This window comes from Cohnella panacarvi Gsoil 349 (genome assembly GCF_000515335.1).
Classification (GTDB): domain Bacteria; phylum Bacillota; class Bacilli; order Paenibacillales; family Paenibacillaceae; genus Cohnella; species Cohnella panacarvi.
Genome location: NZ_KI911563.1, coordinates 1,279,526 through 1,302,385, shown reverse-complemented (window position 1 = coordinate 1,302,385; position 22,860 = coordinate 1,279,526). Strand labels below are relative to the sequence as shown.

At 55.2% G+C, this 22,860-nt stretch carries 25 protein-coding genes; 23 read left to right on the top strand and 2 right to left on the bottom strand.

Annotated features, from left to right (window positions below; genetic code table 11):
• Window positions 1-250 precede the first annotated feature (250 nt).
• The 23 genes from COHPA_RS26035 (at window position 251) to COHPA_RS0106105 (ending at window position 19,967) form a co-directional block, all read left to right on the top strand.
• Window positions 251-343 carry a hypothetical protein gene (locus COHPA_RS26035; protein WP_245590285.1) on the top strand — a complete coding sequence of 31 codons (93 nt, stop codon included), beginning with the start codon at window positions 251-253 and terminating at the stop codon, window positions 341-343.
• Window positions 344-371: 28 nt separating this feature from the next.
• Window positions 372-977: a Maf family protein gene (locus tag COHPA_RS0106210; protein ID WP_035120159.1), complete on the top strand. Its 606-nt coding sequence runs from the start codon at window positions 372-374 to the stop codon at window positions 975-977.
• Between the two features lie 45 nt (window positions 978-1,022).
• Window positions 1,023-1,718 (top strand): RadC family protein, encoded by a 696-nt coding sequence (radC, locus tag COHPA_RS0106205; RefSeq protein WP_027085335.1) that lies wholly within the window; start codon window positions 1,023-1,025, stop codon window positions 1,716-1,718.
• 83 nt (window positions 1,719-1,801) lie between these two features.
• Entirely contained in the window at window positions 1,802-2,815 is a 1,014-nt protein-coding gene (locus COHPA_RS0106200) for a rod shape-determining protein (protein WP_027085334.1), read from the top strand.
• 56 nt (window positions 2,816-2,871) lie between these two features.
• A complete protein-coding gene (gene mreC, locus COHPA_RS0106195) occupies window positions 2,872-3,723 on the top strand; it encodes a rod shape-determining protein MreC (protein WP_027085333.1) in 852 nt (283 codons plus the stop codon).
• 2 nt (window positions 3,724-3,725) lie between these two features.
• On the top strand, window positions 3,726-4,250 hold the full coding sequence (mreD, locus tag COHPA_RS0106190) for a rod shape-determining protein MreD (protein ID WP_035120151.1): 525 nt from the start codon (window positions 3,726-3,728) through the stop codon (window positions 4,248-4,250).
• 56 nt (window positions 4,251-4,306) lie between these two features.
• Window positions 4,307-4,969 carry a septum site-determining protein MinC gene (minC, locus tag COHPA_RS0106185; RefSeq protein WP_027085331.1) on the top strand — a complete coding sequence of 221 codons (663 nt, stop codon included), beginning with the start codon at window positions 4,307-4,309 and terminating at the stop codon, window positions 4,967-4,969.
• 3 nt (window positions 4,970-4,972) lie between these two features.
• Window positions 4,973-5,767, top strand: coding sequence for a septum site-determining protein MinD (gene minD, locus COHPA_RS0106180; RefSeq protein ID WP_027085330.1), 795 nt, complete (start codon window positions 4,973-4,975; stop codon window positions 5,765-5,767).
• Between the two features lie 7 nt (window positions 5,768-5,774).
• Window positions 5,775-6,923 carry an FtsW/RodA/SpoVE family cell cycle protein gene (locus COHPA_RS0106175; protein ID WP_027085329.1) on the top strand — a complete coding sequence of 383 codons (1,149 nt, stop codon included), beginning with the start codon at window positions 5,775-5,777 and terminating at the stop codon, window positions 6,921-6,923.
• 119 nt (window positions 6,924-7,042) lie between these two features.
• Complete coding sequence (locus COHPA_RS0106170) at window positions 7,043-8,032, top strand: M23 family metallopeptidase (protein WP_027085328.1); 990 nt, start codon at window positions 7,043-7,045, stop codon at window positions 8,030-8,032.
• Window positions 8,025-8,900 carry a M50 family metallopeptidase gene (locus COHPA_RS0106165; protein ID WP_027085327.1) on the top strand — a complete coding sequence of 292 codons (876 nt, stop codon included), beginning with the start codon at window positions 8,025-8,027 and terminating at the stop codon, window positions 8,898-8,900. The genes COHPA_RS0106170 and COHPA_RS0106165 overlap by 8 nt, the downstream gene beginning before the upstream one ends.
• Window positions 8,901-8,933: 33 nt before the next feature.
• Window positions 8,934-10,169 carry an Rne/Rng family ribonuclease gene (locus COHPA_RS0106160; protein WP_027085326.1) on the top strand — a complete coding sequence of 412 codons (1,236 nt, stop codon included), beginning with the start codon at window positions 8,934-8,936 and terminating at the stop codon, window positions 10,167-10,169.
• Window positions 10,170-10,351: 182 nt separating this feature from the next.
• Complete coding sequence (gene rplU / locus COHPA_RS0106155; RefSeq protein ID WP_027085325.1) at window positions 10,352-10,663, top strand: 50S ribosomal protein L21; 312 nt, start codon at window positions 10,352-10,354, stop codon at window positions 10,661-10,663.
• Window positions 10,664-10,674: 11 nt separating this feature from the next.
• Window positions 10,675-11,016: a ribosomal-processing cysteine protease Prp gene (locus COHPA_RS0106150; protein ID WP_027085324.1), complete on the top strand. Its 342-nt coding sequence runs from the start codon at window positions 10,675-10,677 to the stop codon at window positions 11,014-11,016.
• A 13-nt stretch (window positions 11,017-11,029) separates the two neighbouring features.
• Window positions 11,030-11,341, top strand: a complete 312-nt coding sequence (gene rpmA / locus COHPA_RS0106145; protein WP_027085323.1) for a 50S ribosomal protein L27 — start codon at window positions 11,030-11,032, stop codon at window positions 11,339-11,341.
• A 159-nt stretch (window positions 11,342-11,500) separates the two neighbouring features.
• Window positions 11,501-12,253: a Spo0B domain-containing protein gene (locus COHPA_RS23035; RefSeq protein ID WP_027085322.1), complete on the top strand. Its 753-nt coding sequence runs from the start codon at window positions 11,501-11,503 to the stop codon at window positions 12,251-12,253.
• A 20-nt stretch (window positions 12,254-12,273) separates the two neighbouring features.
• Window positions 12,274-13,608: a GTPase ObgE gene (gene obgE / locus COHPA_RS0106135; protein WP_027085321.1), complete on the top strand. Its 1,335-nt coding sequence runs from the start codon at window positions 12,274-12,276 to the stop codon at window positions 13,606-13,608.
• A gap of 234 nt (window positions 13,609-13,842) precedes the next feature.
• The gene (locus tag COHPA_RS0106130; protein ID WP_027085320.1) at window positions 13,843-14,280 is read left to right on the top strand and encodes an ACT domain-containing protein; all 438 of its coding nucleotides are present in this window, start codon (window positions 13,843-13,845) and stop codon (window positions 14,278-14,280) included.
• Window positions 14,281-14,340: 60 nt separating this feature from the next.
• Window positions 14,341-15,627 (top strand): homoserine dehydrogenase, encoded by a 1,287-nt coding sequence (locus tag COHPA_RS0106125; protein ID WP_027085319.1) that lies wholly within the window; start codon window positions 14,341-14,343, stop codon window positions 15,625-15,627.
• A 10-nt stretch (window positions 15,628-15,637) separates the two neighbouring features.
• Window positions 15,638-16,645 (top strand): homoserine kinase, encoded by a 1,008-nt coding sequence (gene thrB / locus COHPA_RS0106120; RefSeq protein ID WP_027085318.1) that lies wholly within the window; start codon window positions 15,638-15,640, stop codon window positions 16,643-16,645.
• Window positions 16,642-17,517, top strand: coding sequence for a prephenate dehydratase (gene pheA, locus COHPA_RS0106115; RefSeq protein ID WP_027085317.1), 876 nt, complete (start codon window positions 16,642-16,644; stop codon window positions 17,515-17,517). The genes thrB and pheA overlap by 4 nt, the downstream gene beginning before the upstream one ends.
• Window positions 17,518-17,671: 154 nt before the next feature.
• On the top strand, window positions 17,672-19,213 hold the full coding sequence (locus tag COHPA_RS25935; RefSeq protein ID WP_027085316.1) for a LysM peptidoglycan-binding domain-containing protein: 1,542 nt from the start codon (window positions 17,672-17,674) through the stop codon (window positions 19,211-19,213).
• A 64-nt stretch (window positions 19,214-19,277) separates the two neighbouring features.
• The gene (locus tag COHPA_RS0106105) at window positions 19,278-19,967 is read left to right on the top strand and encodes a BofC C-terminal domain-containing protein (protein WP_027085315.1); all 690 of its coding nucleotides are present in this window, start codon (window positions 19,278-19,280) and stop codon (window positions 19,965-19,967) included.
• On the opposite strand, the gene COHPA_RS0106100 is transcribed toward COHPA_RS0106105, so the two are convergent.
• Together COHPA_RS0106100 and COHPA_RS0106095 are read right to left on the bottom strand one after the other, a co-directional pair.
• The gene (locus COHPA_RS0106100; RefSeq protein WP_027085314.1) at window positions 19,933-21,204 is read right to left on the bottom strand and encodes a hypothetical protein; all 1,272 of its coding nucleotides are present in this window, start codon (window positions 21,202-21,204) and stop codon (window positions 19,933-19,935) included. The two genes, COHPA_RS0106105 and COHPA_RS0106100, sit on opposite strands and share 35 nt — an antisense overlap.
• 191 nt (window positions 21,205-21,395) lie before the next feature.
• Complete coding sequence (locus COHPA_RS0106095) at window positions 21,396-22,568, bottom strand: HesA/MoeB/ThiF family protein (protein ID WP_027085313.1); 1,173 nt, start codon at window positions 22,566-22,568, stop codon at window positions 21,396-21,398.
• Window positions 22,569-22,860 lie beyond the last annotated feature (292 nt).

Sequence of the window (22,860 nt, the reverse complement as noted above, 5' to 3'; positions counted from 1 at the left end):
TCTTGTTTATTCTCATTCGTTCCAGTTTCGCATTGTGCGCAATCTCCAAGCCACGTATAATGAGTATGCAAGTGTCAAAAAATGGTGGTGAATAACGAACCGTGAAGAAAAATGGCTGGATTCTGCTACTATTCATCCTGTTAGGCATGCTTGCCGGCACCTTGGTTTCCCATTGGCTTCAAGACGCGCAAGCCCTTAATTCCTCACCCGCTCGCTTCCGGTCCATTGGTCGCCTTCCGCCGATCTGGCGGTGTTCAAATTCGATCTTAATTTTGACGCGGATGTCAGCCTGCTCAGCATTATCGGCGCAGCGCTTGCCGTCTGGGCTTATCGCAAAACGTAATATCGAAAGGAAGTACAGCGTCATGGGTTTGAACCAAGCAGCTTCGCCGACGCTTATCCTGGCGTCAGGTTCGCCTCGGAGGCAAGAGTTGATCCGTTTGCTCGGCTTGCCCGTGGAAGTCGTGCCTAGCAACGTCGACGAGGACACTCCGGAAGGTTGGACGCCAAGGCAAATCGCCGAAGGACTTTCCTTGAGAAAAGCATTATCCGTTAAAGAACAACTCGCGGGGCAATCCTTCGCCGAATCTATCGTCGTAGGCAGCGATACGATCGTTGTCTTAGATCGCGAGGTTATGGGGAAGCCTAGGGACGCGGAAGACGCGACTCGGATGTTGGGACTGCTCTCCGGGCGCACGCACGAGGTGTATACCGGCGTCTCCTGCGTTCGCGTATCGGACGGGGAAACCGTCACATCGCATCGCGTGACGCACGTGCGCATGCGAGCGCTTACGGCCGAGCAAATCTCGCGTTATGTCGCTACGGGAGAGCCGAATGACAAAGCCGGCGCTTACGGAATCCAGGAAATCGGCTCTTTGCTCGTAGAATCGATCGACGGCTGTTATTTCAACATCGTCGGTCTTCCAGTATCGCTCCTCTCGGAGATGCTGGGGACGTACGGAATCACGACGCCTTAAGTTTAAGCCAATCCCGCGGCCGACGCGGCTAACGAAGGCAGGATAATGATGAGAGCGCAACGATCTTATCGGATTAGAGAGATGAGAGCCGAAGAACGGCCGCGGGAAAGAATGCAACAATACGGCGCCGGCGCGCTCAGTCACGCGGAGCTGCTGGCCATATTGCTCCGGACGGGCACGAAAGACGAATCTTCTATCGATCTCGCTCGGCGAATCTTGACGGAACGCGGCGGCTTGCGAAGACTCGCCGAGAGCAATTGGGACGAGCTCACGCCTATTCGCGGCATCGGCCCGGCCAAGGCGCTGCTGCTTCAAGCTTCCATCGAGCTCGGGCGCAGGGTCGCAAGATCCCAACTGCCGGACATGGTCAAGATCAGCTGTCCTCAAGACGCGGCGGACTTGCTTATGGAGGAGCTTCGCCACTTGAGGGAGGAGCATTTCGTCTGTCTGTTCCTGAATACGAAGAATCAAGTCATCGGCAGGCAGACTTTGTCGATCGGCAGCTTGAACGCTTCGATCGTCCATCCGCGGGAAGTGTTCCGCGCCGCGATCCGCCGAAGCAGCGCATCAATCTTGTGCGCGCACAATCATCCTAGCGGCGATCCAGTACCGAGTCCCGAAGACATCGTTCTCACGAAGCGGCTCGCGGAAGCCGGGGAGCTTGTCGGCATCGAGTTGCTGGACCATTTGGTAATAGGTGACAATCGTTATACGAGTTTGAAGGAAACCGGATGCTTGTAGTAAAATAATAGGGATTGTCCCGACGACCGATACGCCCCTTCCGGCGTTAGCTAGCGGTCGCGGTAATAGCAGGAGGTAGCAGCATGGCATTCACGCGAGATTTGGGGATCGACTTAGGTACGGCTAACACGCTCGTATACGTTAAAGGCAAAGGAATCGCCGTAAGGGAGCCCTCCGTGGTCGCCCTTCGTACCGATACGAAGAAAATCGAGGCCGTCGGCACCGAAGCGAAGAAGATGATCGGGCGCACGCCGGGCAACATCGTTGCGATTCGTCCGATGAAGGACGGCGTCATCGCCGATTTCGAGACGACGGCGACGATGATCAAATATTTCATTCGCCGCGCGCAGAAGGCGCGCGCGCTGTTCCCGCGCCATCCGAACGTGATGGTGTGCGTGCCGTCGGGCATCACCGCGGTCGAGAAACGCGCGGTCGAAGACGCGACGAAGCAAGCCGGCGCTCGCGAAGCTTACATTATCGAGGAGCCGTTCGCGGCGGCGATCGGCGCGGACCTTCCGGTCTGGGAGCCGACGGGCAGCATGGTCGTAGACATCGGCGGCGGCACGACGGAAGTGGCCGTCATATCGCTCGGCGGCATCGTTACGAGCCGCTCGATCCGGATTGCGGGCGACGAGATGGACGATGCGGTCATTGCTTACATTAAGCGTCTGTACAACCTGATGATCGGGGAGCGTACGGCGGAGCAGTTGAAGATGGAGATCGGGTCGGCTATGCCGCTCGACAAAGTCGAGTCGATCGAAATTCGCGGCCGCGACCTGGTCACCGGCCTGCCGAAGACGCTCGCCATCACGTCCGACGAAGTGACCGAAGCGCTGTCGGATACCGTGGGCGCCATTATCGACGCGGTTAAGATCACGCTGGAGAAGTGCCCGCCGGAGCTATCGGCCGACATTATGGACAGAGGAATCGTTCTGACCGGAGGCGGCGCGCTCCTGCGCAACCTCGACAAGATGCTTTCGCGAGAGACGGGAATGCCCGTCCTCGTGGCGGAGAATCCGCTGGACTGCGTCGTCATCGGAACCGGCCGAGCGCTCGACAACATTCATTTGTTCAAAACGAAAGGCGGAACTCGCTAGAAAGCAAAGCTTAGCCCATGGGACGGAAAAGCAGGTGAGCGGATATCTTTAAGTTAATGCGCAACAAAAGACTGTTTATTCTTATGATTGGGTTGATCGTATTCATTGCGCTTATGGGGTTCACGCTCGGTCGCAAAAAATTGACTTGGCCCGAGAAGTTCGTCAACGACGCCATCGGGACTGTACAAGGCGTATTTTACCGGCCGGTCGGAGCGGTCGCGGATTTTTTCCGCGACCTCGGCCGGCTTTCCGACGTGTATAAGGAGAACGAACTGCTCCGTCAGACCGTAGCGCAATATACGCAAGACCAGATTCGGTTCAACATGCTCGAAGCGGAGAACAAGCGCCTGCAAGAGGAGCTGAACTTCACGGAACGCCAGAAGCAGTTGGACAATTATCGTTATTTGATCGCGCAAGTCGTAGGCACGACTTCGAATCCTTACGAGAAGACGATCAAAATCAATTTGGGCTCCAGAGACGGCGTCCAGCCGGATATGGCGATCACGACGGTCGACGGGCTCGTCGGCATCGTCAGCCGAGTGTCCACGTTCACGTCGACGGTCAAGCTGATTACCGACTTGGACGAGAACTCGTCCGCGGGAATGCCGATATCGGCAACCGTGCTCGGCAAAGAGACACAGTCGTTCGGTATTATCGAATACGACGAAGAATCCGGTAAGCTGCAAATGACGAAGATCGACGAGAGAGACCCGCTCGCCGTAGACGACAAAGTCATTACGTCGGGTCTAGGTAACATTTTCCCTAAAGGAATCATTATCGGTACGGTAGACAGCCGCCAAGTCGGCGATTTCGGTCTAACGCATACGGCCGTCATTACGCCGGCGGCCAAGTTCGACCACCTGCGAGAGGTGTTCGTCGTCGTCGTGCCTGAAGTGGACGGTCCGTGACGATGAGAATCAATCGGGTTATTCTCTGGACGCTGCTGCTATTGATCATCGAGACCGCCGTATTCCCGTGGCTCGTACCTCCCGCATGGACGGAACGGCTGCTCCCGCATTTGGCCTTTATTATGACGTTATTCGTTTCCGGCTTCGGAGGACGCCACCCGGCGTTCCTGTTCGGCCTCGGCTTCGGATTGCTGCAGGATATTTTGTTCTACGGCAATCTGATCGGCCCTTACGGGTTCGGAATGGGTCTGCTCGGCTATGTTGCGGGACTGGCGGCGGAGAGGCGCTCGTTCACGCTCGCGTTTTTCGTATGGATCGTCGTCGTCGGGGGCGCGCTGCTCGATACGGTCGTTTATTTGATCTACAAGCTTTTTGGGCTTACGGACTTGTCTTATAGCTTCGTGTTCTATTGGCAAATCGCTCCGACGACGCTGCTCCAGCTCTTGTTCGCTCTTCTCGTCTATGTGCCGGTTCGTCGCTATTTGGTGAAACCATCCCTATCTTCAGGCGAAGACAATCCGGAGTAAGCAGGAATTCGGCTTATCTTGGCAGAATTTCAAATATCGTAGGGAGGAGCGGAAAAATGGCCGGCAAATCGCACATAACGATCAAGGGGACGAAAGACGGGCTCGTTTTTCTGCTGGACGACGACTGCGAATTCGACGCCTTGCTCAGCGAGTTAGGAACGAAACTGGACAAACACGCGCAGCAATTCACCGGTCCGATCATTCACGTATTCATTAAGCTTGGCGACAGGCAATTGGATGAGGAAGATCAGGAGCGCGTTCGCGCCGTCCTTCGCAAGCAAGGGAATCTATTGATTCAATCGATAGAGAGCAATCCGCCGGAGCAAGAACCTTCCTCGCTAACCGGACCAAGTTTACATACGGTAGCCGCTATCGTTCGTTCCGGTCAAACGTTGGAATACGACGGACACTTGCTACTGCTTGGGGATGTTAATCCGGGCGGGGTCGTTCGTTGTACGGGGGATGTCTATATTATCGGGGCGCTAAGGGGAATGGCGCACGCAGGCTCGGCGGGCAACGAAGACGCGATCATCGCCGCGTCTTCGATGACGCCGACCCAGCTTAGAATCGCCGACGTAATCAGCCGGCCGCCGGACGAGTGGACGTCCGCGGAGCCTTGGATGGAATATGCGTTCCTCAAGGACGGCAAGATGGCGATCGATAAGATGACCAGCCTCAGCCGTCACCGCAAAGATGTCATGCAGTTCAAAGGAGTGTAATCCATGGGAGAAGCGATAGTAGTCACCTCGGGCAAAGGCGGAGTCGGCAAAACGACGACATCCGCGAATATCGGCACGGCGCTGGCTTTGCTCGGTCAAAAAGTGTGCATGGTGGATACCGATATCGGCCTGCGTAATTTGGACGTCGTCATGGGGCTGGAGAATCGCATCGTCTATGATCTCATCGACGTAGCCGAAGGCCGTTGCAGAGTCAACCAAGCCCTCATTAAAGATAAAAGGTTCGACGAGTTATATATGCTCCCCGCCGCGCAGACGAAAGACAAGAACGACGTGTCGCCGGAGCAAGTCAAGCAGATCGTCGACAGCTTGAAACCCGATTTCGATTACATCATTATCGATTGTCCCGCCGGCATCGAGCAAGGCTTCCGTAACGCCATTGCCGGAGCGACGCAAGCGATCGTCGTCACGACGCCGGAGAACGCGGCCGTGCGCGACGCGGACCGCGTCATCGGCCTGCTGGAGAAAAGCCATATCGCGTCTCCGAAGCTGGTGATCAACCGGATTCGTCCGAATATGATGAAGAGCGGCGATATGCTGGAGATCGACGACATCTGCCAAGTATTAGCCATTGATCTTCTCGGCATCGTACCCGATGATGAGATGGTGATTAAAGCCGCGAACCAAGGGGAGCCGACGGTGATGAACCCGAATTCCCGCGCGGCGATCGCCTACCGCAATATCGCTCGTCGAATTCTCGGCGAAACCGTCCCGCTCTCGCAGCTGGAGGAGAAAGCCGGCATGTTCCGCAAAGTAAAGAAGTTCTTGGGAATGGGATGATCGGAACTTGCTTAACCGATTGAAAAAGATGGATTGGATGATGCTGCTTATCTTGGCGGCATTCATGGGGATCAGCGCCTTATTGATCCGAAGCGCGACCCACGGCAATCCTCAATATCCGAATTACGACCTGAAGACGCTCGTCTATTACGCCGCCGGCTTCGTCGTCATTGTCCTATCGACTATGGTCGATTATCGGCTGATCCTCAAAACCTGGTATGTCTGGTACGCGCTCGGGATTATTTTGCTGGTGGCGGTCTATTTATTCGCTCCGGAGATTAACGGCGCCAAAGGCTGGTTCGTGCTCGGGAGAGGCTTCCAATTCCAGCCGGCAGAAATGATGAAAATATTCCTGATCGTCGCCATAGCCGCATTGCTCGGAAGACGACTCGGCGATCCGCTGCGGCTGCGCAGCGACGTCATGCTCGTCGCCGTGACGGTGTTCGTCCCTTTCCTGCTCGTCATGATCCAGCCGGATTTGGGCAACGCGATCATCTATATTTTCATCGTGCTCGGCATGCTTTGGATCGGTAATATCCGATATTCGTACGTCATGCTAGGATTAGGAGCGATCATCGGCGGGTTAATGTTATTCGGAACCTTGTTTAATGCGTACAATACGGAAATCAAAACGTATATGGAAGAGCACGACAAAGGCCACTGGTACCAGCGGATCAATACCTTCATCCATCCGGACGAAGCTTCCGAGGACGACAGCCGACAGTCGAAATACGCCCAGATCGCCATCGGGTCGGGCGGATTGGCGGGCGACGGATATATGGAAGGCGATTCCAAAAACCGCAGGTTTATTCCGTATACGTACTCGGACTCCATCTTCGTCGTCATCGCGGAGGAATTCGGATTCCAAGGCGCCGCCGTCTTGCTGCTCCTGTACTTCATATTTATTTACAGGATGATCTTAATCGCCTATCAGTGCATTGACTTACGAGGCTCGTTCATCATTATCGGTATCGCCTCGATGATGGTATTCCAGATTTTCGAGAACATCGGGATGATGATCGGCATCATGCCGCTGACGGGGATTACGCTGCCGTTCATCAGCTACGGCGGAACGTCGCTGCTGCTGAACATGCTGTCCATCGGCTTAATATTCAGCATTAAATCCCATCAAGAGAAATACGAAATGGACACGTAAATGAACGTTCGCAGGCGACGGCCGGGCGGACGTTTTTTATGTGCGCATGCGTTGCAAGTCTAATCCCCCTTTGTCCGCCATAAGGTGATAGTAGAAGAGAAGGACAAGGAGGGCTTGCCGTGCAGACGAGGAACAACGCGCGGGATCGCAGGCGCGAACGTATACAGCAATTGATTACGGATATGCAGGCTAAAGAAGTTATCACTCGCGAGAATCACGATCGGCTGGAGCATTCTTCCGTTCGGCCCGATTCGCCGCCGACGATAGAAGCCGTCCCGAGCGGGATTTCGATAGACCCGCAGCTGCCTGCGGCGCCGCAGGCGCACATCCCGATGTCGCCGATCATGCCGTCGAGCGAGCCGGATCCGGAGCTGTGGTGGAAAGAAAAGCAACGTTCCATGAATTACGATACGAGCAATTGGGCGGGCATGAAGGGATTGAAGCCGACGTCGCGAGCGCCGGAGCACGGCAATTCGCCGGGCGGTTCTAGGTTGTCTCCTTGGGCGCGCGGCATGATGGTTCGGCTCGTGATCTCCGGCTTGCTGTTCGCGGGGATGTGGGGTTGGATGAAATACGAGATTCCGGGCAGCGCGGAGGCGCGGGCGTGGGTGATCGATTCCTTGACGAACGATATGGACTTCGAAGCGATAGAAGCTTGGTATAGCGATACGTTCGGGGGCTCGCCGTCATTCCTCTCCTTCTCGGACAAGAGCGGTGAGACAAAGGAGGTCGCCGCTTCTTTGAACAGAGAAGACACCGTGCTGCCCGTGCAAGGACGCATCGTGCAAACTTACGAACAGAGCGGCAACGGCGTCCAAGTGGCGGCTCCGGGAGGCAGCGATATCGTGGCGGTGTACGCCGGACGCGTCATCCAAGTGCAAGCCGAGAGCGAGAACGGGCTGACGATCCTGGTCCAGCATCCCGACCGGATTTTGTCCGTATACGGCAATTTGCAGCGCGCCTCGGTTAAGGAGAACGATTGGGTCGAAGCCGGCGATAAGCTCGGAGAGTTGCAAGCGGCGCAGCAAGGCGGAGAGAGCAAGCTTTACTTCGCCATGCAGCAGAACGGCAAGAAGCTGAATCCGACGGAAGTGGTGTCCTTTGATTAAATGGCAAGGGATCGCGTTCCGCCTTCATCCGCTGTTCGTCCTCGTCATGATCGCTTCGATCGCGACGGGACGGTTCATGGATCTGGCGACGCTGTTCGTCATTGTGCTATGGCACGAGCTTGGCCACCTTATCGCGGCGCTGCGTTTCGGCTGGACCGTACGGGAAGTGAAGCTGCTGCCGTTCGGCGGCGTCGTCGAGGTGGAAGAGGCGGGGACGCTGCCGGCCAGGGAGGAATTATGGGTCGCGCTGGCCGGACCGATGCAGAACGCGATACTCTCGGGCGCTTGTTGGCTGCTCGGACAAGCGGGCGTAGTGGATAGCGGGTGGTCGGAAACGTTCATTCGCGCCAACCTGCTTATCGGCGCGTTTAATTTGCTGCCCGTTCTGCCGCTTGACGGAGGCCGTATGCTTCAAGCTTGGATCAGCCTGTTCGCGCCTTACCACCGCACGTTGTTATGGAGCGCAAGAATCAGTCTTCTGTTCAGCGCTTCGATCGTCTGCGCTTCGGTGTATCCGTTTCTTACGGGCGGCTTGGTTCAATTGAATTTACTGGCCGTCGGCGTCTTCCTGTGCGCTTCCAATTGGACGTATATGCGCAACGTGCCGTTCGTGTTTCTGCGTTTCCTCGTCCACCGCAACCAGCGTTCGGAACGCCGCGTGGAGCGCGGCGCGTTATCCCGCCCGATCGTCATCGCGGAAGACCGTCCGCTCATCCACATCATTCGCTTGCTCATGAAGGAGCAGTATCATCTCGTATACGTCATGAATCGAGGCAAGATCGCTCGGGTCGTTCCCGAAAAAACGATCATCGAGGGGTTTCTTGGCAGATTGACTTCCGGGAATGCGGATTTTCGACTTTTCATGTAAAATGAAGAAAAGCGCAACCAGCGGGAGGTTTGAATGAAGCAGCTGTTCATCCATAGCTCGCACGACGTTACTCAATCGGCATTGCTCGAGAACGGAAATCTCGTGGAATTCAGCTTGGAGAAGGCCACGGGCAAGTCCTTGATCGGCAACATCTATAAAGGCAAAGTCGTCAACGTGCTGCCCGGCATGCAAGCCGCGTTCGTCGACATCGGCCTGTCGAAGAACGCTTTTCTATACGTCGACGACGCCCTGCACCCTCACCTGGACAAGCAGCCGAAGGACAAGCCGTCCATTGCCGAGCTTCTGACGCCCGGCGACGAACTGCTCGTGCAGGTGATGAAGGAACCGCTCGGAGGCAAGGGCGCGCGGGTAACGACCCACTTCTCCTTGCCGGGTCGCTGGCTTGTGTATATGCCGGGAGCCGACTACGTCGGCATATCGAAGAAAATCGACCAAGAGACGGAGAGGCTGCGTCTCAAGAGCTTGGCGGAAGACATCCGTCTGGAAGGCGAAGGGCTCATCATGCGCACGAACGCGGAAGGGGAAAGCCGTGTTTCGCTGGAGGAAGACTTGGACGGGCTGCGCGCGATTTGGAATCAAGTGATCGCTTCGAGCGGCAGTACCGCCGCTCCCGCCGAACTGCACAAAGACTCGGGACTCGTACATAGGCTCATTCGCGACGTCATCACTCCCGATACCGACGAATTGATCATCGACGACGACGCGTGTCTCCGGGACGCGATGGAGTACGTTCGCCAAGCGGCCCCGGCTCTGCAGAACCGAATCCGTCCCTATCAGGATCAGCAACCGATGTTCGAGAAGTTCGGTGTCAAAGAACAAATCGACAAGGCGTTCCAAGCGCGGATTTGGCTGCGAAGCGGCGGCTATCTGGTGTGGGATCAGACGGAGGCGCTTACCGTCATCGACGTGAACACCGGCAAATATACGGGCACCGCATCGCTCGAGGAGACCGTGTTCCTCACGAACCTGGAGGCGGCGGAAGAGATCGCCCGCCTGCTCCGAGTACGCGACGTCGGCGGCATCATTATCGTCGACTTCATCGATATGGAAACCGAAGAGCATCGTCATCAGGTCGTGCAACTTCTAGAGTCGACGATGAAGCGAGACCGGACGAAGTGCCAAGTCGTCGGCTGGACGCGGCTCGGACTGCTGGAGATTACCCGCAAAAAGGCGCGCGAGAACGCGATGAAGTATTTCTACGAGACGTGCGCGGCTTGCAAAGGGAGCGGCAAAATATTCGTTCGTTAAAGTTACCGTTGTTATCGCTTGTGCAATGTGTTAAACTACATTAGTGCGTGCAATCTGAACATTTTGCAGGCTACAACCGCACTCCACCGGGTCGACAAGACCGGCGCTGCCCTGACTGAACGTTATGTTGCGGCAACCGGCACCCCATGAGGCGAGTCTTAGACATGAGGAGGTGCAACAGAATGTACGCGATTATTGAAACTGGCGGCAAGCAATACAAAGTGCAAGCCGGCGATGTCATCTTCGTTGAGAAACTCGCAGCCAACGCTGGCGAGAGCATCACGTTCGACCGTGTATTGGCAGTATCCAAAGACGGCGGTCTGACGACGGGAGCTCCGCTCGTAGCGGGCGCGTCCGTAACGGGCAAAGTCGAGCAACAAGTCAAAGGCGAGAAGATCATCGTCTTCAAGTACAAGCCTAAGAAGAACTACAAGCGCAAGCAAGGTCATCGTCAACCGTACACGAAAGTGACGATCGAGAGCATCAAGGCGTAAGAGGCAGCCGGATGATCAAGATATCGCTAGTGCGGAACAGACGTGGTCATATCGCGCGGTTCACCGTATCCGGCCACGCTTACTACGACGACCCTGGCAAAGACATCGTCTGCGCCGGCGTGTCGGCGGTAACGCAAGGAACGGTTAACGCCATCGAGAAATTGACGGGGCTCGTCCCCGATGCCGAGGTGTCCGAGAAGGACGGGCTGCTGAAGGTGGCAACGCCCAGCGGCGGCGACGAAGCTCGGAACGCCCAGGTCCAGCTGTTGCTGGAAGGCATGGTCGTTTCTCTGGAGTCTATTGCTGAAGCATACGGGAAATACGTGACAATAAAACAGACTTTTGTGGAATAAGGAGGTTGACACCATGTTGAAGCTGAATCTTCAGTTATTCGCCTCGAAAAAAGGGGTAGGATCGACGAAGAACGGACGCGACTCCCACGCGAAGCGCCTTGGCGCTAAACGCGCGGACGGTCAGAACGTACCTGCGGGCAGCATCTTGTATCGCCAACGCGGTACGAAGGTTCACCCGGGCACGAACGTAGGCATCGGCAAAGACGACACGTTGTTCGCGCTCGTGAGCGGCGTCGTCAAATTCGAGCGTTTGGGACGCGATCGCAAGAAAGTTAGCGTATACCCGCTGGAGCAAGCGCCAGTCGCTGCCGCTCTTGAAGTTTAATACTTCTCTCGAGAACAACCCGGCCATCGCAACATGGCCGGGGTTTTTGCGTAACGGGGGTTACTTGCAAGAATGGTTAAACGATACATAGCCATGCTATACTGGAACCATAGATCGTTGCGCGTATGTTGCGAATGGATGGAGAGGAGACGGGGATGCATGAGGTTGATGACATTGACGCCTTTGAATATCGTTGCGGCATCCTCGCTTGCGCTGCCCATTGCGGCGATGTTCGTCTGGTCAGGCGCGTGGTGGCCGCCCGTATCGTTCGTGCTGTGGGGGCTGGCGGTCGGGGTCTACTTGGCAATGGCCGCCTCTCGCAGGTATGATGAACGGTTCGACCGGATGCTGGATCACGCGCATGCATCGGCGATTCAGACGTTAAGCCACCACCGGCACGACTGGATGAACGACCTGCAGGTTCTGTACGGTTATTTGCGGCTGAACAAACCCGATAAAGCCGTTGATGTTGTGGATAGAATAAGAGTGCGTATGGAGCACGACAGCCGTCTGTCCCATATCGGCAACCCGAAGCTGTCGATTTACTTTTTGTCGTTCCGTACGATGTGCGACACGATGAGATTGGAAGTCGTGACGGAAGAAGGTATTCAGCTGGGACGAACGTCTGACGAAGCCGATCGGATCGCTCGCGCGGTCATCGGGATGATCAACGTGATCCGGGTAAGGACGACTCATGCTTCCGGTGAAGATAAGGTGTTGACGGTCGGTCTGTCCCAAGCGGCGTCCGGCTATCGGATCGACCTTAAAGTAACCGGGGAACTGGCTGCGGAAGGCAGCATAATCGCCGAATTGGCCCAATGCTTGGACGGAATCGGGCAGCTTGCCGATCGACCGGTCGAAGACAAGGAGAGCGCCCGCACGATGAGCGTTCATATACCGTTGCCGGCATAAATAATTGGAGTGAAATCATCATGTTCGTAGACAAAGCGAAGATTTACGTTAAGGGCGGAGACGGAGGCGACGGTCTTGTCGCGTTCCGCAGGGAATTGTACGTACCGGAAGGCGGGCCTGCCGGAGGAGACGGGGGAAAAGGCGGCAACGTTATTTTCCGCGTGGACGAAGGACTTCGCACGCTTCTCGATTTCCGTTATCAGAAGCACTTTAAGGCACCGCGAGGCGAGAAGGGCCGGAACAAATCCCAGCACGGCGCGAACGCCGACGATCTCATCGTCCGGGTTCCGCCGGGCACGATCGTCGTGGACGACGATACGGACGAGTTGATCGCCGATTTGACCCGTCACGACCAGCAGGTCGTCGTAGCGAAGGGCGGAAGAGGCGGACGGGGCAACACCCGGTTCAAAAGTCCGGCGAACACCGCGCCCGCGATCGCGGAGAACGGTGAAGAAGGGCAGGAGCGCTGGGTTAGGCTTGAGCTCAAGGTGATGGCGGACGTCGGTCTCGTCGGATTCCCGAGCGTCGGCAAATCGACGCTGCTGTCGGTCGTCTCCGGCGCGCAGCCGAAGATCGGCGCGTACCACTTCACGACGCTGACCCCGAATCTCGGGGTAGTCGATCTTGGCGACGAGAGAAGCTTCGTCATGGCGGATTTGCCCGGTCTGATCGAGGGCGCTCACACGGGCGTCGGATTAGGGCACGAGTTCCTTCGTCACGTCGAGCGTACGCGCGTGATCGTGCACGTCGTAGACATGTCCGGCATGGAAGGCCGCGATCCGTTCGACGATTGGGTGAAGATAGGCGAAGAGCTGAAGCTGTATAACGCCAAGCTCGCGGATCGCCCGCAGATCGTAGCGGCCAATAAGATGGATATGCCGGATTCGGAATCGAACTTGGAGGCGTTCCGCAAGCAAGTCGAAGAGATTCATCCGGATATGCTCATCATGCCGATCTCCTCGCTTACGCGTCAGGGCGTTCAAGAACTGCTGTACAAAGTCGCCGATCTGCTCGACACGTTGCCGCACCATCTCGTTACGGAGGAAGCGGACGACGAAGACGTTGAAGAGGGCGTTGTCTATCGCTTCGAGCCGGGGAACGACACGTCGTTCACGATTACCCGAGACAACGAAACGTTCGTCATCCATAGCGAAGCGATCGAGAAGCTCATGCGCCGGACGCAATTCAATTCTCACGAGGCGGTCGTACGGTTCGGCCGCATCTTGCGCGGCATCGGCGTCGACGCGGAGCTTCGCAAGCGCGGGGCGAAGGACGGCAACACGATCCGGATCGGCAAGTTCGAGTTCGAATTTTTCGAAGGCGGCTCCGACGAATACTTATTCGAAGATTCCTAATACGCCAAGCCCCTTGTCCTGCCTAACGGTGGCAACAAGGGGCTTTTATCAATATGCGCGGAGTTAGTCGTCGAAACCGACTAATTTTCGCGATAGTCCGTGATCCTGCGCCCTCTTAGTAACTCTTCCGACGCTTTTCTTTGTACACCGTAAATGGACCTATTGATACTCCGTCCGATATTCGATATAATGTCCTCCATGAGCGTACATTCGTCTTTTATAGGAGGACGGAATATGGCGGAGCGTTACTATGCCGTCAGGGAGGATTTGTTGCCCGAGGGGATCCTGAAGACGGAACAGGTCAAAGAGCTGTTGCGCCGCGGAGAGGCCGCGACCGTCCATGAGGCGGCTGAACGCATCGGCCTTAGCCGCAGCGCGTTCTATAAATATAAAGACGGCGTATACGCGCTGGAGCAGGCGTCCCGGGAACGAATCGCCACCTTGTCGATGGATTTGGAGCATCGGTCCGGCGTTCTCTCTAAAGTGCTTGGAACGTTGGCGGCCAGCGAAGGCAACGTGCTTACGATCTCGCAATCGATCCCGTTGCAGGGATTGGCGAACGTCGTCGTATCGCTGGATACCTCGTCGATGGGCGGGGAACTGACGGAATTGTTAGAGGAACTTAAGGTGATCGGCGGCGTGAAGCGGGCGAACGTCGTCGGTCGCTCGTAGTCGACGCAGCCGACATGGAGCTGCCGAATGAGGAAGACAGATCGAAGCGGAGGGGCTAGAATGAAGCCGATAAGAGTAGGTTTGCTTGGATTGGGCACGGTTGGCACGGGGGTCGTTCGCATCGTCGAAGGCCATCAAGAGGATTTGCAAAGCCAGATCGGATCTTCGATCGCGATCTCCAAAATATTGGTGAAGGACCGCGCGAAAAGCCGCAGTATCTCCGTGGATCCAAGCAAGTTGACCGAGGATCCGTGGGACATCGTCCGCGACCCGGACATCGACGTAATCGTCGAAGTCATGGGAGGCATCGCGCATTCCCGCGACGTCATCTTAGAGGCGCTCGAGCGCGGCAAACACGTCGTTACGGCCAACAAAGACCTGATGGCGCTCCACGGGCCTGAGATTCTGGCGAAAGCGCGCGAGAAGGGCTGCGACGTGCTTTACGAAGCGAGCGTCGCCGGGGGCATTCCGATCATTCGCACGCTGATCGAGGGTTTCTCCTCGGATCGGATTACGAAGATCATGGGGATCGTCAACGGAACGACGAACTATATTCTGACGAAGATGAGCCAAGAAGGCGCGGCTTACGCCGACGTGCTGAAGGAAGCGCAAGCGCTCGGCTACGCCGAGTCCGACCCGACCTCCGACGTCGAGGGCTTGGACGCCGCGCGCAAGATGACGATCTTGGCGACGCTCGGCTTCCGCGCGAACGTGGCGCTGGAGGACGTTAGCGCGAAGGGCATCAGCAACGTGTCCCAAGAGGATATCATGTACGCTAAGCGGCTCGGCTACGAGGTGAAGCTGCTCGGAATCGCCGAGCGAGAAGACGATTCGATCAGCGTCAGCGTTCAGCCGACGATGGTGAAGCAAAGCCACCCGATCGCCTCCGTGAATGGCGTGTTTAACGCCGTATACGTACATGGCGAAGCGGTAGGCGAAACGATGTTCTACGGCCGGGGAGCTGGCGAGATGCCAACGGCGACGTCGGTCGTCGCGGACTTGGTCGCGGTTGTCAAGAACATGAAGCTGGGCGTGAACGGCCGCCAGGCGCAATTGAGCTATAAAGTGATGAAGCTGAAAACGGACGAGCAAATCGCTTCGAAATACTTCCTGCTGCTCCAAGTCGACGATCGTTCTGGCGTTCTTGCGCAAATCGCGCAAGTGTTCTCGAATCTCGACGTCAGCATCGAATCGGTCATGCAGCCTTCCGCTCCGGATAAGGAAGGCGCCGAGCTCATTATTATTACGCACAACGCGAACCAGGCCGCAATGAACAAAGTGCTTAAAGCGTTCGAAGCGCTGCCGGCCGTACAACAAATCAAAAGCGTCTACCGTGTCGAAGGGTGAAGGATTCCGCATGAGTAAGCAATCACAAATCGTTGCCGACCGGGTCGTAGTCAAGGTTCCGGCAAGTACGGCGAACCTCGGACCGGGCTTCGACTCGCTAGGTATGGCATTAGCTTTATTCGCATGGGTTAGTCTAGCGCCGGCCGATACGACCCGGGTTACGCTTTACGGCGATAATCTGGACGGCGTTCCGCTGGATAAGACGAATCTGGTATATGAAGTCGCTCAAGCCGTTTTCGAGCGCGCGGGAATCTCGATCCCCGAGCTGGACATTGCGATTCGCTCCGACATCCCGTTAACGAGAGGACTCGGCAGCAGCGCTTCGGCGATCGTCGGCGCGCTCGTCGCGGCGAACGCTCTGATCGGCGATCCGCTCTCTCAAGACGAGCTGTTCCAGATGGCGACGGCGCTGGAGAAGCATCCGGACAACGTCGGCGCGTCCTTGTTCGGAGGGATTATCGTGGCCGCTTGGGACGGGACGAGAGCGGAGCTCGTCAGATTCGATCCGCCGGCCGGGATGGCCGTATTGGCGGCGATTCCGCAATTCGAATTGTCAACGAAGAAAGCGCGCAACGTCCTTCCGGAGAGCTTGCCGCTCAAGGATGCCGTCTTTAATGTGACGCACAGCTCCTTGCTAACGGCCGCGCTGGCCAGCGGGCGGCTGGATTTGCTTCGGTTCGCGATGCGGGACCGGATTCACCAGCCTTACCGCGCGGCGCTGATCCCGGGGATGGAGAAGATCCTTCGAGATGCGGGAGACCACGGAGCGCTTGCGGCGGTGTTATCCGGCGCGGGTCCGACGCTGCTCTTGCTTACGAAGGCGGACGCGACCGACTCGGCGCAGCTTATCGGCTTCATTAAGCGGACGATGAATGACGAAGGCATAGATGTCGAGACCAACTGGCTAGTGCCATGCCTTCACGGACCGCAAGTAAAGCTCTTGAGCAAACATCAGCCAGGGTTCGACGACGATCCTAACCTGATCATCGCAGCATCCGAAGCGGGGGTCGGCGCATGACGAAGCGTAAATCCGTTGCGGTGCTGCCGAAGGGGACGGTGTCGGACGAAGCCGTCCGGCATCTGTTCGAAGGCGCGGACGTAGAGTTCGTCTATTGCAAGATGATATCGGACGTGTTCCAATCGACGGCAAGAGGAGATACCGATTGGAGCGTCATCCCGATCGAGAATACGATAGACGGTTCGGTAAGCCTGCACATGGACTGGCTCGTTCATGAAGTCGACTTGCCGATTCAAGCGGAGTGGGTGTTTCCGTCGATTCAGAATTTAATCGGCAGACGAAGCGAGCTTGCGGGCGAAGGCGACCGCTTCGACCCTGCCCGGATCACGAAAGTGATGAGCCATCCCGTCGCGATGGCCCAGTGCCTGCAATTTCTGCGGGCCAACCTGCCGCATGCCGAATTGGAAACGCTCAGCAGCACGAGCGAGGCCGTTCGCACGGTCAAGCAGAATCCGGGCTCCGGCTGGGCGGCGATCGGAACGAAGCTGGCTGCGCAGGATTACGGGCTGGACTTGCTCGAAGAAGGCGTTACCGATCACGATAACAATTTCACGCGGTTTCTGCTCGTCGGCCACGCGCCTTTCGAACGACCGTCAGCTCAGCTCCGCAAGACTAGCATTCTGATCACGTTGCCGGAGGATTATCCGGGCGCGCTGCATCAAGTGCTGTCCGCATTCGCTTGGCGCCGCATCAACTTATCCAAGATCGAATCGCGTCCGACGAAGAAGAAGCTTGGCAACTACTATTTTTATATCGATATCGAAATGTCTTTGGATTCGGTGCTGCTGCCGGCCGCTATCGCGGAAATCGAAGCGATCGGCTGCCAAGTCCGTCTGCTCGGGTCTTATCCTAGCATCCCATTTTCCAAATAACCCGCGATACCTGATTATCCGGCGTCCCGACTAAGGGGCGTCGGTTTTTTATGCCCGGATGGATGTCAAACGCCTATCGCCTGCATAGGATGTAGGGATTGCGCGAGGGCGTTCGCCCGCACGTAGAGAAGTCAATCGATCAGGAGGGAACGGCGTGAAGATCCATATGGTAAAGCAAGGGGATACGCTGTATTTGATCGCCAAAAAGTATAACGTGCCACTAGAGGAACTGATCAAGGCGAATCCGGAAATCAGCAATCCCGACGAGCTCGCTATCGGTACGAAGGTGAAAATACATTCGCAACCGAAATCGGCGTTCGAAGTGATGCACCAGCACGTTGTCCAGCAAGGCGATAGCTTGTGGAAGCTGTCTAAGGCTTGGGGAATCCATCTAGCCGACATGATTAAAGCGAATCCGCAGCTCAAAAATCCGAACGCGTTGTTGACGGGAGAGGTCGTTAATATTCCGAAGGCAGGAAGCGCTCATGAACCCGCGCAAGGCATGCATCATGCACATGCGATCGAAGGCAAAGCGCCTACCGGCGTGAAGCCGAGCACGGAGGTCGTTCCGGCGCCAATGCCAATGCCAATGCCAATGCCGATACCCGAGCCGGCACCTATGCCAGCTCCTCCGGTTTTACCGCCGGAACCGGTTATGCCGGTTCAAGAGATCAAGCCGATCTACGGCGCGCCGCACAAAGATTTGTTCATGCAATATCCGACTCCAGCCGTTCAAGCCGGAGCGATGGTTCCGGATTGTCCGCCCGAAGCCGTATCGCCGGCGTTCGGATACGGATACCCATCCGTGTCGCCTGCTTCGATGATGCCGGCTCATGAGGGTTACGGATACGCGCCATACTCCGGTATCGCTCCGTTCGGCGGCCAAATCGGAGGTTTGGGGAATATGGGCGGACTTGGCGGCTATGGGCCTCAGGCCGCGCAGCAAGGAACATTTCCGGGCGTCGGATCTCCGTCCATGGCGTCACCCGGCATGACGTCACCCGGAATGATGCCTCCAGGAATGATGTCTCCAGGAATGATGCCTCCAGGAATGATGTCTCCTGGAATGATGTCTCCAGGAATGATGCCTCCAGGAATGATGTCTCCTGGGATGGTATCTCCGGGCATGATGCCTCCGGGCATGGTATCTCCAGGTATGGCATCGCCCGAGATGACGGGTATGAAACCGCAGGCTGGGTGCACAACTTGCGGGGGGGCTTCGGCTTGGCCAAGCGCAACGAATATGTATCCCGGCATGGGATATCCCGGTCAAGCCCAACCGACAACGGTCTCGCCTTATGAAGGGTATTCGTATTCGGCAGGAACGGATGTAGGCGGATTTCAAGGAGGCGTCGGCTCCTATGGCGGCTATCCCGTACAATACGGCACGAATCCTAACGTTGCCGGCGTTGCGTCGCCGGCGGAAATGGCTCACACCGGACATGGATACTCGTATTCAGGCGCAGAAGCTTACGGATACGGCGGCGGATTTCCGCCAATACCGTCATACCCTTCGGCGCAGCTAAGCTCTTACGATGGCGGTTACGAGGATCGCTCCGTCAGCGATCTCCACGAGGACGCGCAGGATACTGCAACAGCGAAAAGCCGTCCTGCGGCGAAAGCGAAGCAGAAGGCGAAAGTCATACGCAATAGCAAACCGAAACGCAAAGAAAGCATGCCATGGATAAATTGGTAAACTAAGCGCATAGCACCGGAATTCCCAGGCAACACTATAGAAAAAAGCAGAGAAGGGGATTCCGGTGCTGCGCTTCCGCGTGCTTAAAGAGCTTAAGAAAAAGTTGAAGAGAAAACGTCGCCACGTATGGTCGCTGGGCATTGGCGCGGCCATATTCACTCTTGCCGCGCTCGCCGGATCGATAGGAGCTTACGCGATCGTGCGAAATTGGTCAAGCGAGCAGCCTGACGATGCCGTTGCCGTGTTCTCGGCATCGGACAAGCTCGACTACGGACCGGGGTTCGGAGAGTCCGACCGGGATAAGACGATCGCTGCTTTGCGCCAGCGAAAGGGAGACGTCGAACTCGTCCTTCATCGAAGCTACTTATGCGGAGAAGAGACGCGCAAGCTCGGCACGCATTCCGCGGAGGAAGCCTACGAGCTGATTCTCGCGCACCGGGAATGGGAAGCGTCGCTTACGGAAGGCGGCAAGCTGACGTTGGAAGAATCCGTTGACGACTTATCGCCCCAATGCCGAAAGTCCGCGTATATCGGTATGGATCAGAACGGAAATTTATCGTTGTTTAACGGTCCGCCTACGAAGGATAAAGTCGTGAGAACCTTCTTCCAATTGGACGTTAGAACGTTGCAGACGAGCTTGACGAAGCAGAAGCTCGAGGAGCTGCTGCACGGCATTCGCGTATCGGACAAGGACGAGTATAATAGCGTTATATCCACGTTCAGCGATTATGCCCGGATGAAGTCCAAGGGGTAATCCTTCGTGTTCCTTGTCTCCGCCATGCCCATACCAGAAGGATAAAGGGCTCTGATAGGAAGAGAAGGGTTGCCAGTCCATCGACGAAGCGCCAGGAATAAAGAGAATGCTCCCTTAGCTGATGGATAACGGCAAGGAAGATCCCCATAGCGTCAAGCACGATAAAGTCGATAAAAAACCATAACACAGATGCAATGCCGACGATATAAATCCAAATGTACCACTTGATGATATTTTTCTCGCGCTGGTCTACAGAATCCCATTCTTTCCGTTCATTGGCCCTAAGAAGACCGAATTTATTACGCAGCGCAAGTCCGGTATTGTGCAGCAAATTGTTGCAGCGAAGGAATGTAGTCGCTACATAATAGATGTCGGTTTTCATGAAGAATAGAAATTGGAAGGCAAGAGAACACAGCAAAGACACATTGATGAGCTTCAGGAGACCAAGCATCAAGGGGGATACGTACACATACGCATGATAATGAAGATATTGAATAATAAAGGACAAAGAGATATATACGCATTCCAGCATCATTCCCGCTAAATAAGCTTTATACCTTTGTTTGGGGTGGAGCAGTACGATGTTGGACATGTTGGTTTCAGCAACGGGGAACACCAATCGGTGGCTAAGGCGAATGTTAGCGGGCACTCCTATTGAACGAGCGGCCAGCAAATGCGCAAGCTCATGGATGAGCAGGAATCCCCAGCTTACGGACGCAATGGCGAATAGCGACGCAGAAGTAGACGAAGAGATTAAGATATCCGTAAAGCGCGGAATAGATACTGCTCGACTCTGCACGGCGGCAACAATGCCAAGCAGAACTATCGTTCCATATAGGCAATATGCCCAGGGCATAAATAAGAGAATGCCCAGCTTCTTCGGTATCCAGGGGAAAGAAACCTTGGGTAATGCAGGTTCGTTCACAACGATATGATCCACCATGTGAATAAAGGGAGGGTCTACCAGAAGATCGTTCGCGAATTCAAGTATCTCTACAGGCTCTCCAGCCTCCATAGCGATCGCGGCTTCCGCCTCTTTAACGGGAAAGCCCTGATTAAGAAGTTCGATAATTCTGACGCCAATCCGAGGCAATAGGACGAAGCAACTGATATCTTCGCGGCCGATCAGTATTTCCTCTTCACTCTCTTGTCTCATCGCCAGCGGAAAGAAGGTCAGTATGCTGTCGCCGTTAAGGCTACAATCAGGTTTAGATGGTTTGCCGTCGATGGAGAACACCTCGCTTTCCCCCGTTCCTGTCCACCCCTAATACAATGGTATCGACATTGTAGAAGCCGCGATCGTCAATGTCAGATCGCGGCCCCGATTACTGGTTTGAGCTAGTTCCTAGTAACCATTGTTGTGCAAATTTGCTCTATCTTTTTCACTTTGATCTTCATGGTATCACCACCCTTCCAGAGGGTCGAGGATCATATGTTCTGAGCGATCCCAAGCTCTTCAAAAACATGGATAACCGAATGTTCTTCATTACAAGATCCACACGTCGGGCAAGCCGCATGCCGTTGCGAGAGATCGATAGCTTTTTCCTTCTCAAGGGTCATGAAATCAATATTGATCATCGTTCCTTTCGATACTAATGGTCCTACTCCGGTGAAATAACGGAAAATTTCAGATGAAATCATGCCGCAGATAATCATTAAGTTGGATACGATCGCTGAATTGGGGATTTGATTGTCAAATCGAAGGATATTGGAGACGCTTTGCACATAGTCGGGATATCGTTCGCTTTGTTGGATATGAAGACAATCGATGCAACCGGTTTCAAGTGGGGATACGGTGAGCAAGAAGCCGCTTATAACGTTAATGCCTCCTACAACGAAAGGGGTCTGCAAATTTACGCAGGCTTTATTGATCCAACGTTGCAATAGAAATAACGGTTGATCCGCAGCCAGGATGACGAGATCGGTGCCTTGAATGACGCTAGCCGCATCCTCGACGGAGAGGATTTGTTTATGTACCGTCTCGACCTTCATATCTGAGTAGAACCGAGCCATGAAGTCCTTGGCGACGTCAATCTTGAGCTTGCCGATATCGGCTTCATTAAATAGCATCTGCCTGTTCAGATTGCTTAGATCAACGGTATCGAAGTCGACGACTTTTACTTGGGTTACGCCTAAACCGCCCAAATGAAAGAGGAGGCTGGAACCAAACCCACCAATTCCGATTATGGTTACATGTGCGGATTTAAGTTTCTCTTGCATGGTCCATGGGCTGCTTTGAAAGGTGGAGTAGAAGGAGAAATAATCAAGGTTTGCCTTGAAGCGATGCCGCTCCAAATCAGTGAGTGAGGATCGTTCTAGTGCGGAATAATCGTAGAGAAAACCGAGATTATGAAGTTCATAGACAGCAGCTTCGACCTCATCTAATCGAATGTGATCGTAAGTTTCCTTCAGCAGCCGGAACAATTCGGGAACCGTTCGAGTACCGTCCATGTACTGAATAAGCTTAAGGATAGCGCCGTCATCATCTTCAATCTCTACTCCCATATCCTTGTAGAATTCACCTAGGCGGATAACGCCGGGTTTAATCTCATGTACGGATTGGGTGTGTTTAAATACAGGCCGTGTTCGATATACACTCATAAACCGCAACTTCCCTTCTTTAACAGAATGAAGACTGGCGGAATCTATGGAGCTCATCGGTGGAAGCGCTGCCAAAACAACAGTCGTTTATATTTTTCAAGGCACACCCCTATTGTAGATGCAAGTTGATTATAGTCATTCTTACTTTTTTTGTCAACTTTTGAGGTGGTAAAAAATGGTTTATCCCGGCGGTAACCAGGCACATCATTAACTTTTATCTCCCCTTCCGCATATTGCCCCATTCTGAGAATAATTCGCGCAGCTGTTCTCCTTCTGTTCTCATGGAAGCGAA